A 14,766-nucleotide genomic window follows, 5' to 3' on the forward strand; every position below is an offset into this window, starting at 1 on the left:
AAATGAAGAAATTGCTCCCCATCCTTATCGGCCTGAGCCTGTCGGGGTTCAGTACTTTGAGCCAGGCAGAGAACCTGATGCAGGTTTATCAGCAAGCACGCCTGAGCAACCCGGAATTGCGTAAATCCGCCGCCGATCGCGATGCTGCATTCGAAAAAATTAACGAAGCGCGTAGCCCGTTACTGCCTCAGTTGGGTTTAGGTGCCGATTACACCTACAGCAATGGCTACCGTGATGCAAACGGCGTTAACTCCAATGCAACCAGTGCCTCGTTAACTCTGACTCAGTCTCTGTTCGATATGTCGAAATGGCGTGCCCTGACGCTGCAAGAAAAATCAGCGGGCATCCAGGATGTGACCTATCAGACCGATCAGCAAACGCTGATCCTGAATACCGCCACCGCTTATTTTAACGTATTGAACGCGATTGATGTGCTGTCTTACACCCAGGCACAGAAAGACGCAGTTTACCGTCAGTTGGATCAGACTACCCAGCGTTTTAACGTCGGCCTGGTCGCCATTACTGACGTGCAGAACGCCCGCTCACAATACGATACCGTGCTGGCAAATGAAGTCACCGCGCGTAACAATCTGGACAACGCGGTGGAAGAACTACGTCAGGTAACCGGCAACTACTACCCGGAACTTGCCTCACTGAATGTTGACGGCTTTAAAACCAACAAGCCACAGGCAGTGAATGCGCTGCTGAAAGAAGCCGAAAACCGCAACCTGACCTTACTGCAGGCGCGTTTAAGCCAGGACCTGGCGCGTGAACAAATCCGCCTGGCACAGGACGGTCACCTGCCGACGCTAGATTTGACCGCTTCTACCGGTGTCTCTGACACCTCCTACAACGGTTCTAAAACTCGCAATTCAACAGGTTCCCAGTATGACGACAGCAATATGGGTCAGAACAAAATTGGTCTGAGCTTCTCGCTGCCGCTGTATCAAGGTGGAATGGTTAACTCGCAGGTGAAACAAGCGCAGTACAACTTTGTGGGCGCGAGCGAACAGCTGGAAAGCGCGCACCGCAGCGTGGTCCAAACCGTACGTTCATCCTTCAATAACATTAATGCTTCCATCAGTAGCATTAACGCGTACAAACAAGCAGTTGTCTCTGCGCAAAGTTCTTTGGACGCGATGGAGGCCGGTTATTCCGTTGGTACACGTACCATCGTGGATGTGTTGGATGCCACCACCACGCTGTACAACGCCAAGCAACAGTTGGCTAATGCGCGTTACACCTATCTTATCAACCAGTTAAACATCAAGTCTGCGCTCGGTACACTGAACGAGCAGGATCTGGTGGCGCTGAACAATACGCTGGGTAAACCGATTCCAACCGCACCTGACACGGTTGCACCGGAAAACACACAGCAAGATGCTGCGGCAGACGGTTATACCGCAAGCAACAACACCGCAGTCGCTCAGCCGACGGCTGCACGTTCAACCAGCAGCAACGGCAACAATCCGTTCCGTAACTGATGGCGATGACGGGGCTTCGGCCCCGTCCGAACGTAAGACAACGTAAAGATCCGCCCCTTCTTCCGCATTCTCGCCTCTTCCCGCTTCAATTTCGACCAGTCATCCTCTATTCTGAGCAGTATTTACCACTGGGTCCTGGAAGACATAAATGAAACGGACAAAATCTATACATCACGCGTCGTTCCGCAAAAGCTGGAGCGCACGCCACCTGACTCCTGTTGCCCTGGCTGTTACCGCAGTTATTATGCTGGCGGGCTGTGAGCAGAGCGACGAAACAGTATCGCTTTACCAAAATGCGGACGACTGCTCGACGGCGAATCCGGGTAAAAGCGCTGAATGTACAACCGCATTCAACAACGCACTGAAAGAAGCTGAGCGCACGGCGCCGAAGTACGCCACCCGCGAAGACTGTATCGCTGAATTCGGTGAAGGTCAGTGCCAGCAGGCACCTGCACAGGCAGGTATGGCACCGACTGGTGAAGGCCAGGCTCAGGCGCAGAATCAAAGCAGTGGCAGCTTCTGGATGCCGCTGATGGCAGGCTACATGATGGGCCGCATGATGGGCGGCGGTATGGGCGCTCAGCAGCCGCTGTTCAGCTCGAAAAATCCGGCCAGCCCGGCCTACGGTAAATACACCGATGCTGGCGGCAAAAACTACGGTGCAGCGCAGCCGGGCCGTACCATGACCGTGCCAAAAACGGCCATGGCGCCAAAACCAGCCACCACATCAACCGTCACGCGCGGTGGTTTTGGTGAGTCTGTCGCTAAACAAAGCACCATGCAGCGTAGCGCCAGCGGTACCACTACGCGTTCAATGGGCGGCTGATCCACATGGAAAGAGTCAGTATTATTGAGCGCCCGGACTGGCGCGAAAAAGCCACCGAATACGGTTTTAACTTTCACACCATGTACGGCGAGCCGTACTGGTGTGAAGATGCCTACTACAAGCTCACGCTTGCTCAGGTCGAAAAGCTGGAAGACGTCACCGCAGAGCTGCATCAGATGTGCCTCAAGGTGGTTGAAAAGGTCATCGCCAGCGACGAGCTGATGACCAAGTTTCGTATTCCCAAGCATACCTGGGGGTTTGTCCGCCAGTCCTGGCAGACCCAGCAACCGTCGCTGTATTCCCGCCTCGATCTGGCGTGGGATGGCATCGGTGAACCAAAGCTTCTGGAAAACAACGCCGACACGCCAACCTCGCTGTACGAAGCTGCATTCTTCCAGTGGATCTGGTTAGAAGATCAGCTCAATGCCGGGAACCTGCCGGAAGGCAGCGATCAGTTCAACAGCCTGCAGGAAAAGCTGATTGAACGCTTCACCGCGCTGCGCGAACAGTATGGTTTTCAGCTACTGCACCTGACCTGCTGTCGTGACACCGTCGAAGATCGCGGGACCATCCAGTATTTGCAGGATTGCGCGGCCGAAGCGGAAATCGCCACCGAATTCCTCTATGTCGAAGATATCGGCCTCGGTGAAAAAGGTCAGTTCACGGACTTAGAAGATCAGGTGATTGCCAACCTGTTTAAGCTCTATCCGTGGGAATTTATGCTGCGCGAGATGTTCTCTACCAAGCTGGAAGATGCCGGCGTTCGCTGGCTGGAACCGGCCTGGAAGAGCATCATCTCCAACAAGGCGCTGTTACCACTACTGTGGGAAATGTTCCCTAACCATCCAAACCTGCTACCTGCGTATTTCGCCGAAGACGACTATCCGCAGATGGAAAAATTCGTCGTGAAACCGATCTTCTCGCGTGAGGGCGCTAACGTGTCGATCGTTGAGAACGGTAAAACGATCGAAGCGGTGGAAGGTCCGTACGGTGAAGAAGGGATGATCGTACAGCAGTTCCATCAGCTACCGAAGTTTGGCGACAGCTACGTTCTGATCGGCAGCTGGCTGATTAACGATCAGCCAGCCGGGATTGGCATTCGCGAAGACAGAGCGCTGATCACTCAAGATCTTTCCCGCTTTTATCCGCATATTTTTGTCGAATGAATGAAAGTGCCGGGTGGCGGCTCCGCCTTACCCGGCCTACGACACGAACTGTAGGCCCGATAAGCGCAGCGCCATCGGGCATTAATCATCCAACCTGCACCGACAGCATACTCAGACTGCCCATCTCGATGCCATCCACCGGGATCGTCACCGGTTCTTTGCCATCCCACGCCCCTAGTACATACAGTAGCGGCAGGTAGTGATCCGCCGTTGGATTAGACAACGATCCGCCTTCATGATCCAGATAGTTGACCAGCGGATGCTGCTCAATCGGCCCCTGCCATGCCAGATTGGCCTTCACATAATCGTTGAATGAACTCGCCCACGGATACGGTGTATTCTCACCGTGCCAGCGTGCTGTGCGCAGGTTATGCACCACGTTACCGCTGGCCACCAGCATAATACCTTCGTTGCGCAGCGCCGCCAGCTTACGACCCATCTCAAAATGCCAGGCTGCCGGTTTCGTACTATCAATACTCAGTTGCACCATCGGGATGTCAGCATTCGGGTACATCTTGATCAGCACGCCCCACGACCCGTGATCAAAACCCCAGGCTTCTTTGTCTAAGGTAACAGGTACGGGAGACAGCAAATCCACTAAATGCTGCGCCAGTTCTGGCGAGCCCGGAGCCGGGTAATGTGTGTCATACAGCGCCTGCGGAAAACCACCAAAGTCATGAATCGTTTTCGGCGCTTCCATCGCGGTTACGCCAGTGCCACGCGTAAACCAGTGCGCCGAAACCACAACGATGGCTTTCGGACGTGGCAACGTTTCCCCCAGCTGCTGCCAGGCACGGGTATAAACGTTATCTTCCAGAACATTCATCGGGCTGCCATGCCCGAGAAACAATGCTGGCATACGAGTTGAAGACATGATGATATCCTTACTGAGGGAGTCATTTTGATATCACCACAATACGCTTTTTCGGTTGATGAAGAACTCAGATAACCATGATGAAGATCATCAGTTATTTTGACGGTCTGGCCCGGACAGCAGATTGATAAGGAGTTGGATTTGTCGATGTCAGTACCTTTACTTCTGACTTTACTGGCGGGCGCCGCCACCTTTATTGGCGCCCTTCTTGGCGTGTTGGGGCAAAAGCCCTCTAATCGCGTACTCGCATTTTCTTTGGGTTTTGCCGCGGGCATTATGCTGCTTATCTCCTTGATGGAGATGCTACCCGCAGCACTGGCTGCAGAAGGAATGTCACCCGTACTCGGCTACGGAATGTTTATTGTGGGCTTACTGGGATATTTTGGTCTGGACCGTTTACTGCCGCATGCCCATCCTCAGGATCTCGTGCAAAAAACAACACAACCCTTACCCGGTTCCATTAAGCGCACCGCCATTTTACTCACTCTGGGCATTAGCCTGCACAATTTCCCGGAAGGGGTCGCGACATTTGTTACTGCCAGCAGCAACCTCGAGTTGGGTTTTGGCATCGCCCTCGCCGTGGCATTGCATAATATTCCTGAAGGCCTGGCCGTCGCTGGCCCTGTGTACGCGGCAACCGGATCGAAACGTACCGCGATATTTTGGGCCGGGATCTCCGGGATGGCGGAAATACTCGGAGGGGTACTGGCATGGTTAACTCTGGGGAGTTTGATTTCACCAGTGGTTATGGCAGCAATTATGGCTGCGGTTGCCGGTATTATGGTCGCACTGTCCGTCGATGAACTGATGCCGCTGGCAAAAGAAATCGACCCGAATAATAACCCCAGCTATGGCGTACTCTGCGGAATGTCGGTGATGGGACTCAGCCTTGTCATCCTGCAATCAATGGGTATCGGATAATACAAATGGCGGATGCTGTCATGCTCAGCAGACCATCCGCCTCTACCACAGCAAAACGCCAGGGATTATTCATGCTCCCTGACCGTGCCAGCCTCTTCGTTTGTACCACGAAATAGTTTGTTACGCGCCTCAAGCAATGCATCTCTGTCTTGTCGAAACGCTCGGCAATAACGCTTCATATGACAATAATAACCTATTGCAACGAGTGCAATTAATACCATCCAATACCAGGCAATAAACATTCTTTCACCCTTAAAATTTAACATCATTAAACATTTAACGTTAAAATTTCACATAACCTTATTTCAACCTACCACTATAGTGGCACATTACAGAAACAAATAGATGATTTCGATCATATAATTCAACGGCTAAATCCAATTGCAAAACGTGCATTAAAAATAAAACAATGCAGAACCTGCAAACATCTATAAATAACATTAATTATACTAAGTACATTCCAAACTGACTTTATTTAATTAAATCAATACACTAGAGATTGATAACAAACACACCTAAAACAATAAACACATTTACTTATCACAAATATTTAGCCATATTCTTATATGGTAAAAAATACAAAAATAGCGCATGCGGAATATATTATATATCGATAAAATATAAAGCAGTATATCTTCGTTAAAGGATACCGTTCGTCCGGGCAAAGCTAAATAGTCGGGCCATAATAACAAAAAACCGAAGCCAGAAAACTGGCTTCGGTTTTTTATTGCCACCGCAACTGGCGTGGTAAAGCGTGTGTTATCAGCTGGCTTTACGTTCGTGCGCCTGGCGGTAAGCAACCAGATCTTCGATCGTGACCACGGCCATATTATGCTTGCCTGCAAATTCGATGCACTCTGGCGCACGCGCCATGGTGCCATCATCATTGGTCAGCTCACACAGTACACCGGCCGGTTTAAAGCCTGCCAGCGTCATCAGATCGATGGTAGCTTCAGTGTGACCACCACGGGTCAACACGCCACCCGCCTGAGCACGCAGCGGGAAAACGTGTCCCGGACGGTTCAGATCGGAAGGTTTAGCGCCGTCTTTAACTGCTGCGCGAACCGTGGTAACACGGTCTGCTGCAGAAACACCGGTAGTTACGCCTTCAGCGGCTTCAATGGTCACGGTAAAGCCCGTGCCGTAAGCGCTGGTGTTATTTTCCACCATCATTGGCAGATCGAGCTGCTTACGTCGATCTTCAGTGATGCACAGGCAAACAATACCGCTACCGTGACGGATGGTGAGAGCCATCTGTTCAACGGTCATGGTTTCTGCCGGGAATACCATATCGCCTTCGTTTTCACGATCTTCGTCGTCAAGCACCATCACACCGCGTCCTTCACGCAGCGCAGACAGCGCATGTTCAACACGTTCGAAAGGCGTACCAAAAGAGGAAAGTAGCGTCTGATTCATGGTAAAAAAAACCTCACTAAAATTATGGTTACCAGAATCAGGGCAGTCTTAGGAGTACCGTCTAAGCGGCAAAAAAATAACGTGAGCGGGTCCATGCCCGACTGGATCTCGTTACTCTCTCCCATCCGGACTCTAACCGTCGGCCCCGGAATTACACCGGATCTGCTGACCTTTTCGCGTTAACGAAAAGCGCTCGCGGGCTTTCAACATCAGTTGATTTACCGCCGGTGGGGAATTTCGCCCCGCCCTGAGAATAAGCGGGTTAACTATAACGCTATTAATTACCTTCATCAACGCCTTTGCTAGACTTCACTTCACACAATTCTGGTTTATGCTGCTGCCAGTTCGCATTACAATAAGCAGCAACACGTACCAGTTCAGGGAAACCACCATGATTGACCCGAAAAAAATTGAGCAGATTGCTCGTCAGGTCCACGAGTCGATGCCGAAAGGGATCCGCGAGTTTGGAGAAGACGTCGAGAAGAAGATTCGCCAAACGCTGCAGTCACAACTGACGCGCCTGGATCTGGTAAGCCGCGAAGAGTTTGATGTACAAACCCAGGTTTTGCTGCGCACTCGCGAAAAGCTGGCACTGCTTGAACAACGCCTGACTGAGCTGGAAACACGTGAAAAGCAGGCTGAAGTGAAGCCTGCGCCTGCTATCCCGCCCGTCGATCCACAAGCGTAAAAATGACAACGGGCCGCAAGGCCCGTTTATCTGTTAGTGTTCCAGTTCTAATTTTTTCGCCTCAGTAGCCTGCTGGCAATACAGCGCATAGCGTTTGCAAAACCAACTGCGGTGCTCTTCATCCATGTTGCCGGTTACGGCCTGGATATCAACAGCGTGGCCATCAGCCTGCATCCTGGCAAAACTCCGTGCCAGGAAATCGAAATTGTTCAGTGAATACATATTGCTGTTCATGAGCATACCCTCCAGTTATTGAATATCTGTTAAGGCCATATGCTTTTTCTGATTTAAGTATTTCCCTATACAGGAAGTTGTTCTGTACATAATGTGCGCAACTTTACCGCTCTGCTTCACACTTTCCTACGAAATCTGAGAGGGGGAAACGTCTCTTTTCGGATTTAAGGATCGAAGGTGTCCGTGCTATTGTAACGTTATGTAAACGTAAGAGGTAAAACCATCACTTACGACACTATCCCCAAAATTTTTAAGTTGCAGGCAGGCGGCAAAGGAGTAGGTCCCATTGAGCTTACTCTGGTAAGTGATTCGGATAGGCGAGCGCAGCCAACACGCATGCAGCTTAAAGTATGACGGGTATATCAGGGAACGCAGTTACAGGAGGACGAGACTTGATTTTATTTGCAGAATATAACGATCCCTACCTGTTTGCTATTTCATTTGTTTTACTTGTTGGCCTACTGGAAATTGTCTCTCTTATTTTTGGTCATTTTCTTTCAGGCGCGCTTGATGCGCATCTCGAACACTACGATTCCCTAACCTCCGGTAATATTGGGCAAGCGCTGCACTATCTGAATATCGGACGTATTCCCTCTCTTATCGTACTTTGCTTACTCGCTGGCTTCTTCGGACTCTTCGGCATTCTCATCCAGCATGGCTGGGTAACGTTATGGCAAACACCGCTCAGTAACTTATTGCTGGCCCCCGCGTGTTTACTTCTTGCGATTTTTACCGTGCATTACTGCGGGAAGATCATTGCCCCCTGGTTGCCCCGCGACGAGACCACAGCCCTCACGGAAGATGAGTATATAGGCAGCATGGCGATTATCACTGGGCATTCCGCGGTTACCGGAACCCCCTGTGAAGGCCGGTTTACTGATAAGTTCGGGCAAACCCACTATTTGCTGCTGGAACCTGAAACAGGCAAAGAATTCAAAAAGGGAGACAAGGTACTAATTATCTGCCGACTCTCCGCGACGCGTTATTTAGCGGAGCTAAACCCCTGGCCGAATGTTTTGTAATTTTATTTTAAGGGAATAACACAATGGATGATGTTTTTGGCATGTTACCTTCATGGATGTTTACCGCTATTGTGGCGGTGGTCGTCTTATTAATTATCGGCATTATCTTTGCTCGCCTTTACCGCCGTGCGTCTGCTGAACAGGCATTTGTGCGTACCGGGCTTGGCGGGCAGAAAGTGGTGATGAGCGGCGGCGCGATTGTCATGCCTATCTTCCACGAAATCATTCCTATCAACATGAATACCCTCAAGCTTGAGGTCAGCCGTTCCACCGTCGACAGCCTGATCACCAAAGACCGTATGCGCGTTGACGTCGTTGTCGCATTCTTTGTCAGAGTAAAACCCTCCTTTGAAGGTATTGCCACTGCCGCTCAGACGCTGGGGCAACGTACATTGTCACCAGAAGATTTACGTGTGCTGATCGAAGATAAATTTGTCGATGCCCTGCGCGCCACCGCATCACAAATGACCATGCACGAGCTTCAGGACACCCGTGAAAACTTCGTTCAGGGCGTACAGAACACCGTCGCGGAAGACCTGTCCAAAAACGGTCTGGAACTGGAAAGCGTCTCGTTGACCAACTTTAACCAGACGGAAAAAATCCATTTCAACCCAAATAATGCCTTCGACGCCGAAGGTCTGACGAAGCTGACGCAGGAAACCGAGCGTCGTCGTCGCGAACGTAATGAAGTTGAACAAGACGTTGAAGTTGCGGTGCGCGAGAAGAATCGTGATGCGCTGGCGCGCAAGCTGGAAATCGAACAGCAGGAAGCCTTTATGACGCTTGAGCAGGAACAGCAGGTGAAAACCCGCACCGCCGAGCAAAACGCGAAAATCGCCGCTTTTGAGGCCGAACGTCACCGTGAAGCAGAGCAGACACGCATTCTTGCCGAACGCCAAATTCAGGAAACTGAGATCGAGCGCGAGCAGGCTGTTCGTTCGAGAAAAGTCGAGGCCGAACGTGAAGTTCGCATTAAAGAGATCGAACAACAGCAGGTAACGGAGATTGCGAATCAAACCAAATCCATCGCCATTGCCGCCAAATCCGAACAACAGTCTCAGGCCGAAGCGCGCGCTAACGATGCACTAGCTGAAGCCGTTCGTGCCCAGCAGAACGTAGAAACCACCCGTCAGACCGCAGAAGCAGATCGTGCGAAACAGGTTGCGCTGATCGCCGCCGCACAGGATGCAGAAACCCAGGCTGTTGAACTGACCGTCCGGGCAAAAGCCGAAAAAGAAGCCGCCGAATTGCAGGCAGCGGCGATTGTTGAGCTGGCCGAAGCCACACGTAAAAAAGGCCTGGCGGAAGCCGAAGCCCAGCGTGCGCTGAACGATGCCATCAACGTACTTTCTGACGAACAAACCAGTCTGAAGTTCAAGCTGGCGCTGTTGCAGTCCCTGCCAGCGGTTATTGAAAAATCCGTGGAGCCAATGAAGTCTATCGACGGGATTAAAATCATTCAGGTCGATGGCTTGAATCGCGGTGGCGCAGTGGGTGAAGTCGCAGCCGGCAGCGTGAGTGGTGGGAACCTGGCAGAGCAAGCGTTATCCGCCGCTCTTGCCTATCGTACCCAGGCGCCGCTGATTGATTCGCTGTTAAATGAGATTGGTTTATCCGGCGGTTCGCTTCACGCCCTGGCTGAGCCGCTGAAAAACAGCCCACAGCCTGTGGAAAAAACGGAAGCATAAGAGATAGACATGCCGGATAAGGTGTTTATACCGCTATCCGGCAATCGATCAGGCTATGACTTATCGCTGTCTTTCTGGATCTTTTTGATGATATTGGTCGTTGAGCAACCGTCTTCGAAGTTCAGCACCAGCACTTCACCACCGTTCGCCCATACCTCTTCACTACCCGCAATTTGTTCCGGCTTGTAGTCACCGCCTTTTACCAGCAGATCCGGCAGGACACCTGCGATCAGTCGCTGTGGGGTATCTTCTTCAAAAGAGACCACCCAGTCGACGGATTCCAGCGCACCCAGGACTATCATACGCTGTTCGAGCGGGTTGACCGGGCGCGTTTCACCTTTCAGACGTTTGGTGGATGCGTCACTGTTTACCGCCACGATCAGACGATCGCCCAGCTTGCGCGCATTCGCCAGATAAGAGACATGGCCCGCGTGCAGGATGTCGAAAACGCCGTTGGTCATGACCACTTTCTCACCGCGCTTGCGCGCGCTGGCCACGGCTTGTTTCAGCTCGGCTTCTGTCATCACACCGAAGCCGGTATCCGCGCGACCGCGCACGGCGTTTTCCAGTTCGATAGGTGAAACGGTAGATGTCCCCAGCTTACCGACCACCACGCCCGCCGCAGCGTTAGCAAAATAGCACGCTTCTTCCAGTGAGTTACCCGCGGCAAGTGTTGCCGCCAGCACGCCAATGACCGTATCACCGGCACCGGTCACGTCATACACTTCCTGCGCCTGGGTCGGCATGTGCAGAGGTGCTTTGCCCGGCTGCAGTAACGTCATACCCTGCTCGGAACGGGTGATCAGCAGTGCGGAAAGGTCAAAATCCGCAATCACCTTCATACCGCGTTCAACCAGTTCTTCTTCGCTTTTGCACTTACCGGCAACCGCTTCGAACTCGGACAAATTTGGTGTCAGCAGCGTCGCACCGCGATAGCGTTCAAAATCAGTGCCTTTCGGATCGATAAGCACCGGGACGCCAGCCTTTCGCGCCAGTGAAATCATCTGCTGCACGCTGGCCAGCGCGCCTTTGGCGTAGTCAGACAGTACCAGAGCACCAATAGAACCCAGCGCCTGGTTAATACGATCGTGTAGCGGCTGCGGGTCTACGCCTTCGAAACCTTCCTCGAAGTCGAGGCGGATCAGCTGCTGGTTGCGGGAGAGTACGCGCAGTTTGGTGATCGTCGGGTGCGTCGGCACCGAAACGAAGTCACATTTCACGTTCACGTCCGCCAGCGTTTTACTCAGCGCGCGTGCCGCATCATCAATACCGGTCAACCCCACCAGACGGGAATTTGCGCCCAGAGAGGCAATGTTCATCGCCACGTTTGCCGCGCCGCCGGGACGTTCTTCAATGGTATCCACTTTGACTACCGGGACCGGGGCTTCTGGTGAAATACGGCTGGTAGGCCCGTACCAGTAGCGATCCAGCATCACATCGCCGACAACCATGACTCCTGCACGTTCAAACTCTGGCAGCGTTACTTTCATTCCTGTCTCCTGAGAGATTCTCTGAGGGTCTTAAAATTTGCGCGCGATCATAGCACACTTCGCTCGGCAACCAGCCACTTCTGCCAGCTGTCACGCACCAGCGCACGCTCAGCGCTGAAGCACTCCGGCGCCACATGGCCCGGAAGTTCCTGCAAAGCAAGATGATGAAGTTCATCACGCAGCGTGGTATAGGCGCGGGTCAGCGCCAGGGCTTCCTGCTCTTCCATAATGTCGTTTTGCGCCAGTAGTTCCAGAATACGCACGTTATCCGACCAACGCGTTAGCTTCGGTTTTTCATGGGCATAGCGCAACACCAGATATTGTGTAATAAACTCAATGTCGGTGATCCCGCCTTCATCTGCTTTGATATCAAAGCGATCGCGATGTTTATTACCCAAATGAGTGCGCATTTTCTCGCGCATTTCACGCACGTCGGTCTGCAACGTTTTTCCGTCACGGGCGAGCGTCATGATATCGCGACGCACCGCGTCAAACTGAGAGGTCAGCTGCGGGTCGCCATAGACCACGCGAGCACGCACCAGCGCCTGATGCTCCCATGTCCAGGCTTCGTTGCGTTGGTAATCGGCGAAAGCTTCAGTTGATGTCACCAGCATACCTGCGGCACCGGATGGGCGCAGCCGCGCATCCACCTCATACAAAATGCCGGAAGACGTACGGGTACTGAAAAGATGCATGATGCGCTGGGACAGGCGCAGATAAAACTGCCGCCCGTCAATTTCACGTTCGCCGTCGGTCATCACGTCCATCGGACAATCGTGCAGGAAGATCAAATCGAGATCGGAGCTGTAGCCCAGCTCCCAACCGCCCAGCTTACCGTAACCGACAACGGCGAAGCCGCGGCCCTCACGATCGCCAAGATGCGTCGGCTGCCCGTAGCGGGCGACCATTTGCGTCCACGCCTGCTGAACCACGGCATCGATAATGGCCTCTGCCAGCCAGGTTAAGTGATCGCTCACCTTCATCACGGGTAGCGTCCCGGCTATATCAGCCGCCGCAATACGCAGCAGCTGGGTTTGTTTGAACTGGCGCAGCGCTTCCAGCTGCTGTTCTTCGTCATCTTCCGGCACACGCAGCAAATACTGGCGTAGTTCATCACGATAGGCATCAGTCGCGGTGGGCTGATACAGGGTGTTCGGATCCAGCAACTCATCCAGCAGCAGCGGATAGCGCGCCAGCTGGCTGGCGACCATCGGTGAAGCGGCGCACAGCGAAATCAGGTGCTTCAGCGCACCGGGGAATTCGCTCAACAGCTCCAGATAGGTCGTACGGGTGACAATGCCCACCAGCAGCGGGGTAATGCGCGACAGTGGCACCGAGGCATCAGAGCGGGAGCAGACATCGCTCAGCAAGTGCGGCATCAAATGATCCAGTACCTGGCGCCCACGCGGGCCGATGGTGCGCTTATCCAGCTCTTTGCGAAAATCCGCGATCAGGGTCAGCACGCGGCGTTGATCGTCATCCGCAAGATGCGCCAGCACTGGCGTGGTGTCATCTTCCTGCAAGGCGTCCTGCCACAGTTCGCACCACTGTTCCGACAGTGACTCTTCCTGGGTTTCGGTTTCATCATCGCCGATTAATTCATTGAACACCCGACGCACGTTGCCCATGTGAACGTCCAGGACAGCCGTCAACTGTGACCAGTCATCCGTCTCCATGGCCCATGCCAGACGCGCGCGATTTAGCTCATCGCCCGGCAGCGTCTGAGTCTGTTCATCATTGATGCTCTGTAGCAGGTTTTCCAGACGACGTAAAAAGAGATAGGCGCTTCGTAAATGCTCCGCATCGGTATCAGACAGTAGATGCAGTGCGTTGATGGCACTGAGCGTCGGCAACAACGAACGGGATTGCAGCGATGGCTCGCGCCCACCGCGAATCAGCTGGAAAACCTGGACAATAAATTCAACTTCACGAATACCGCCTGCCCCCAGCTTGATGTTGTCTTTCAGACCACGGCGGCGAACTTCGCGGGCAATCATCCCTTTCATGTTACGCAGAGACTGGATCACGCTGAAATCGATATAACGACGAAAAACAAAAGGCCGCAGCATGGCGCGCAGTTCAGCGACGTAAGTGCCGGCAGCGTCCCCCATAATACGCGCCTTAACCATCGCGTAGCGTTCCCAATCGCGCCCTTGTTCCTGGTAGTAATCCTCCAGCGCCGAGAAGCTCAGCACCAGCGGGCCGCTATCACCAAACGGGCGTAAACGCATATCCACCCGATAGACAAATCCATCCATTGTCGGCTGATCCAACACTTTGATCAGCCGTTGGCCCATACGGGTAAAGAACTGTGCATTATCCAGCTCACGCCGTCCGCCCTGCGTCGTACCGTGTTCCGGCCAGGCAAAAATCAGGTCGATGTCGGAGGAAAAGTTAAGCTCGCCGCCGCCCAGTTTACCCATTCCTAAAATCAGCAGCGGCTGTGGAACGCCGTCAGGGTTGCACGGCGTTCCACACTCACGACAGCAGGCGTCATACAACCAGTCACGTGCGGCGATAATCAGCGTTTCAGCCAGATGGCTTAATTGCTGCAAAATACTCTCTTCCGTCACCAGCGATAGCGTCTGTGCCCAGGCAATTCGCACCATGATGCGACGGCGAAACAGGCGCAGCTCACGCATCAATGCCGCTTCATCACAGACGTCAGCCAATGCTTGCTGCAGCCAGGTACCATAGTGCTGCCATTCATCCGCCAGCGGCGGTGCGCTTTCCAGCTCCGCCAACCACTCAGGATGGGCAATAACACTGTCGCGAACAAAATCACTGAATGTGAGCACTGACTTCGCTTGCAGACTAAGTGACACTTCAGGTATTGCCACTGGCAGCCGCTCAACAACGGTCGGCCAGTACTGCTGTAACGGTGAAGAGAGCTGCTGCATTTAAGGGTTATCCTTTAAATGATGCCGGATAGCAGCGTTTCGCCTTATCCGGCCTAC

General features: G+C 52.9%; 13 protein-coding genes and 1 riboswitch. Of the genes, 7 read left to right on the plus strand and 6 right to left on the minus strand.

Annotation, left to right across the window (positions count from 1 at the left end; genetic code table 11):
- The first annotated feature begins 2 nt into the window (after window positions 1-2).
- The 3 genes from tolC to IMQ48_RS16840 all read left to right on the plus strand — a co-directional run bounded on the left by tolC (window position 3) and on the right by IMQ48_RS16840 (window position 3,476).
- The gene (tolC, locus tag IMQ48_RS16830; RefSeq protein ID WP_196209937.1) at window positions 3-1,484 is read left to right on the plus strand and encodes an outer membrane channel protein TolC; all 1,482 of its coding nucleotides are present in this window, start codon (window positions 3-5) and stop codon (window positions 1,482-1,484) included.
- Between the two features lie 148 nt (window positions 1,485-1,632).
- Window positions 1,633-2,310, plus strand: a complete 678-nt coding sequence (locus tag IMQ48_RS16835) for a DUF1190 family protein (protein ID WP_196209938.1) — start codon at window positions 1,633-1,635, stop codon at window positions 2,308-2,310.
- Between the two features lie 5 nt (window positions 2,311-2,315).
- Window positions 2,316-3,476: a glutathionylspermidine synthase family protein gene (locus IMQ48_RS16840; protein WP_196209939.1), complete on the plus strand. Its 1,161-nt coding sequence runs from the start codon at window positions 2,316-2,318 to the stop codon at window positions 3,474-3,476.
- 85 nt (window positions 3,477-3,561) lie between these two features.
- Here IMQ48_RS16840 and ygiD read toward each other — a convergent pair whose 3' ends face one another.
- Window positions 3,562-4,350 carry a 4,5-DOPA dioxygenase extradiol gene (gene ygiD, locus IMQ48_RS16845; RefSeq protein ID WP_196209940.1) on the minus strand — a complete coding sequence of 263 codons (789 nt, stop codon included), beginning with the start codon at window positions 4,348-4,350 and terminating at the stop codon, window positions 3,562-3,564.
- Window positions 4,351-4,497: 147 nt separating this feature from the next.
- Here ygiD and zupT point away from each other — a divergent pair, with 147 nt between their 5' ends.
- Window positions 4,498-5,271 (plus strand): zinc transporter ZupT, encoded by a 774-nt coding sequence (zupT, locus tag IMQ48_RS16850; RefSeq protein WP_196209941.1) that lies wholly within the window; start codon window positions 4,498-4,500, stop codon window positions 5,269-5,271.
- A gap of 65 nt (window positions 5,272-5,336) precedes the next feature.
- Here the strand turns inward: zupT and IMQ48_RS16855 are convergent, their stop codons facing one another.
- Both IMQ48_RS16855 and ribB read right to left on the minus strand, forming a co-directional pair.
- Window positions 5,337-5,513, minus strand: a complete 177-nt coding sequence (locus IMQ48_RS16855) for a hypothetical protein (RefSeq protein ID WP_196209942.1) — start codon at window positions 5,511-5,513, stop codon at window positions 5,337-5,339.
- Window positions 5,514-6,033: 520 nt separating this feature from the next.
- Window positions 6,034-6,687 carry a 3,4-dihydroxy-2-butanone-4-phosphate synthase gene (gene ribB / locus IMQ48_RS16860; RefSeq protein WP_103769751.1) on the minus strand — a complete coding sequence of 218 codons (654 nt, stop codon included), beginning with the start codon at window positions 6,685-6,687 and terminating at the stop codon, window positions 6,034-6,036.
- A gap of 109 nt (window positions 6,688-6,796) precedes the next feature.
- Window positions 6,797-6,946: riboswitch (FMN riboswitch) on the minus strand.
- A 132-nt stretch (window positions 6,947-7,078) separates the two neighbouring features.
- Here ribB and ubiK point away from each other — a divergent pair.
- A complete protein-coding gene (gene ubiK / locus IMQ48_RS16865) occupies window positions 7,079-7,375 on the plus strand; it encodes a ubiquinone biosynthesis accessory factor UbiK (protein WP_196209943.1) in 297 nt (98 codons plus the stop codon).
- 33 nt (window positions 7,376-7,408) lie between these two features.
- Here ubiK and glgS read toward each other — a convergent pair whose 3' ends face one another.
- On the minus strand, window positions 7,409-7,615 hold the full coding sequence (gene glgS / locus IMQ48_RS16870; RefSeq protein WP_196209944.1) for a cell surface composition regulator GlgS: 207 nt from the start codon (window positions 7,613-7,615) through the stop codon (window positions 7,409-7,411).
- Between the two features lie 386 nt (window positions 7,616-8,001).
- On the opposite strand from glgS, the gene IMQ48_RS16875 reads away from it, so the two are divergent.
- Both IMQ48_RS16875 and IMQ48_RS16880 read left to right on the plus strand, forming a co-directional pair.
- Complete coding sequence (locus tag IMQ48_RS16875; RefSeq protein ID WP_196209945.1) at window positions 8,002-8,631, plus strand: OB-fold-containig protein; 630 nt, start codon at window positions 8,002-8,004, stop codon at window positions 8,629-8,631.
- 23 nt (window positions 8,632-8,654) lie between these two features.
- A complete protein-coding gene (locus tag IMQ48_RS16880) occupies window positions 8,655-10,319 on the plus strand; it encodes a flotillin family protein (RefSeq protein WP_196209946.1) in 1,665 nt (554 codons plus the stop codon).
- Between the two features lie 53 nt (window positions 10,320-10,372).
- Here the strand turns inward: IMQ48_RS16880 and hldE are convergent, their stop codons facing one another.
- Together hldE and glnE are read right to left on the minus strand one after the other, a co-directional pair.
- Entirely contained in the window at window positions 10,373-11,809 is a 1,437-nt protein-coding gene (gene hldE / locus IMQ48_RS16885) for a bifunctional D-glycero-beta-D-manno-heptose-7-phosphate kinase/D-glycero-beta-D-manno-heptose 1-phosphate adenylyltransferase HldE (protein WP_196209947.1), read from the minus strand.
- A gap of 47 nt (window positions 11,810-11,856) precedes the next feature.
- Complete coding sequence (gene glnE, locus IMQ48_RS16890; protein WP_196209948.1) at window positions 11,857-14,709, minus strand: bifunctional [glutamate--ammonia ligase]-adenylyl-L-tyrosine phosphorylase/[glutamate--ammonia-ligase] adenylyltransferase; 2,853 nt, start codon at window positions 14,707-14,709, stop codon at window positions 11,857-11,859.
- Between the last annotated feature and the right edge of the window lie 57 nt (window positions 14,710-14,766).

The organism is Citrobacter sp. Res13-Sevr-PEB04-36 (assembly GCF_015672735.1).
Classification (GTDB): Bacteria; Pseudomonadota; Gammaproteobacteria; order Enterobacterales; family Enterobacteriaceae; genus Citrobacter.

Coding starts and splice junctions, on each gene's coding strand:
- tolC (WP_196209937.1), top strand. CDS start 3: ATGAAGAAATTGCTCCCCATCCTTATCGGCCTGAGCCTGTCGGGGTTC.
- IMQ48_RS16835 (WP_196209938.1), top strand. CDS start 1,633: ATGAAACGGACAAAATCTATACATCACGCGTCGTTCCGCAAAAGCTGG.
- IMQ48_RS16840 (WP_196209939.1), top strand. CDS start 2,316: ATGGAAAGAGTCAGTATTATTGAGCGCCCGGACTGGCGCGAAAAAGCC.
- ygiD (WP_196209940.1), bottom strand. CDS start 4,350: ATGTCTTCAACTCGTATGCCAGCATTGTTTCTCGGGCATGGCAGCCCG.
- zupT (WP_196209941.1), top strand. CDS start 4,498: ATGTCAGTACCTTTACTTCTGACTTTACTGGCGGGCGCCGCCACCTTT.
- IMQ48_RS16855 (WP_196209942.1), bottom strand. CDS start 5,513: ATGTTTATTGCCTGGTATTGGATGGTATTAATTGCACTCGTTGCAATA.
- ribB (WP_103769751.1), bottom strand. CDS start 6,687: ATGAATCAGACGCTACTTTCCTCTTTTGGTACGCCTTTCGAACGTGTT.
- ubiK (WP_196209943.1), top strand. CDS start 7,079: ATGATTGACCCGAAAAAAATTGAGCAGATTGCTCGTCAGGTCCACGAG.
- glgS (WP_196209944.1), bottom strand. CDS start 7,615: ATGCTCATGAACAGCAATATGTATTCACTGAACAATTTCGATTTCCTG.
- IMQ48_RS16880 (WP_196209946.1), top strand. CDS start 8,655: ATGGATGATGTTTTTGGCATGTTACCTTCATGGATGTTTACCGCTATT.
- hldE (WP_196209947.1), bottom strand. CDS start 11,809: ATGAAAGTAACGCTGCCAGAGTTTGAACGTGCAGGAGTCATGGTTGTC.
- glnE (WP_196209948.1), bottom strand. CDS start 14,709: ATGCAGCAGCTCTCTTCACCGTTACAGCAGTACTGGCCGACCGTTGTT.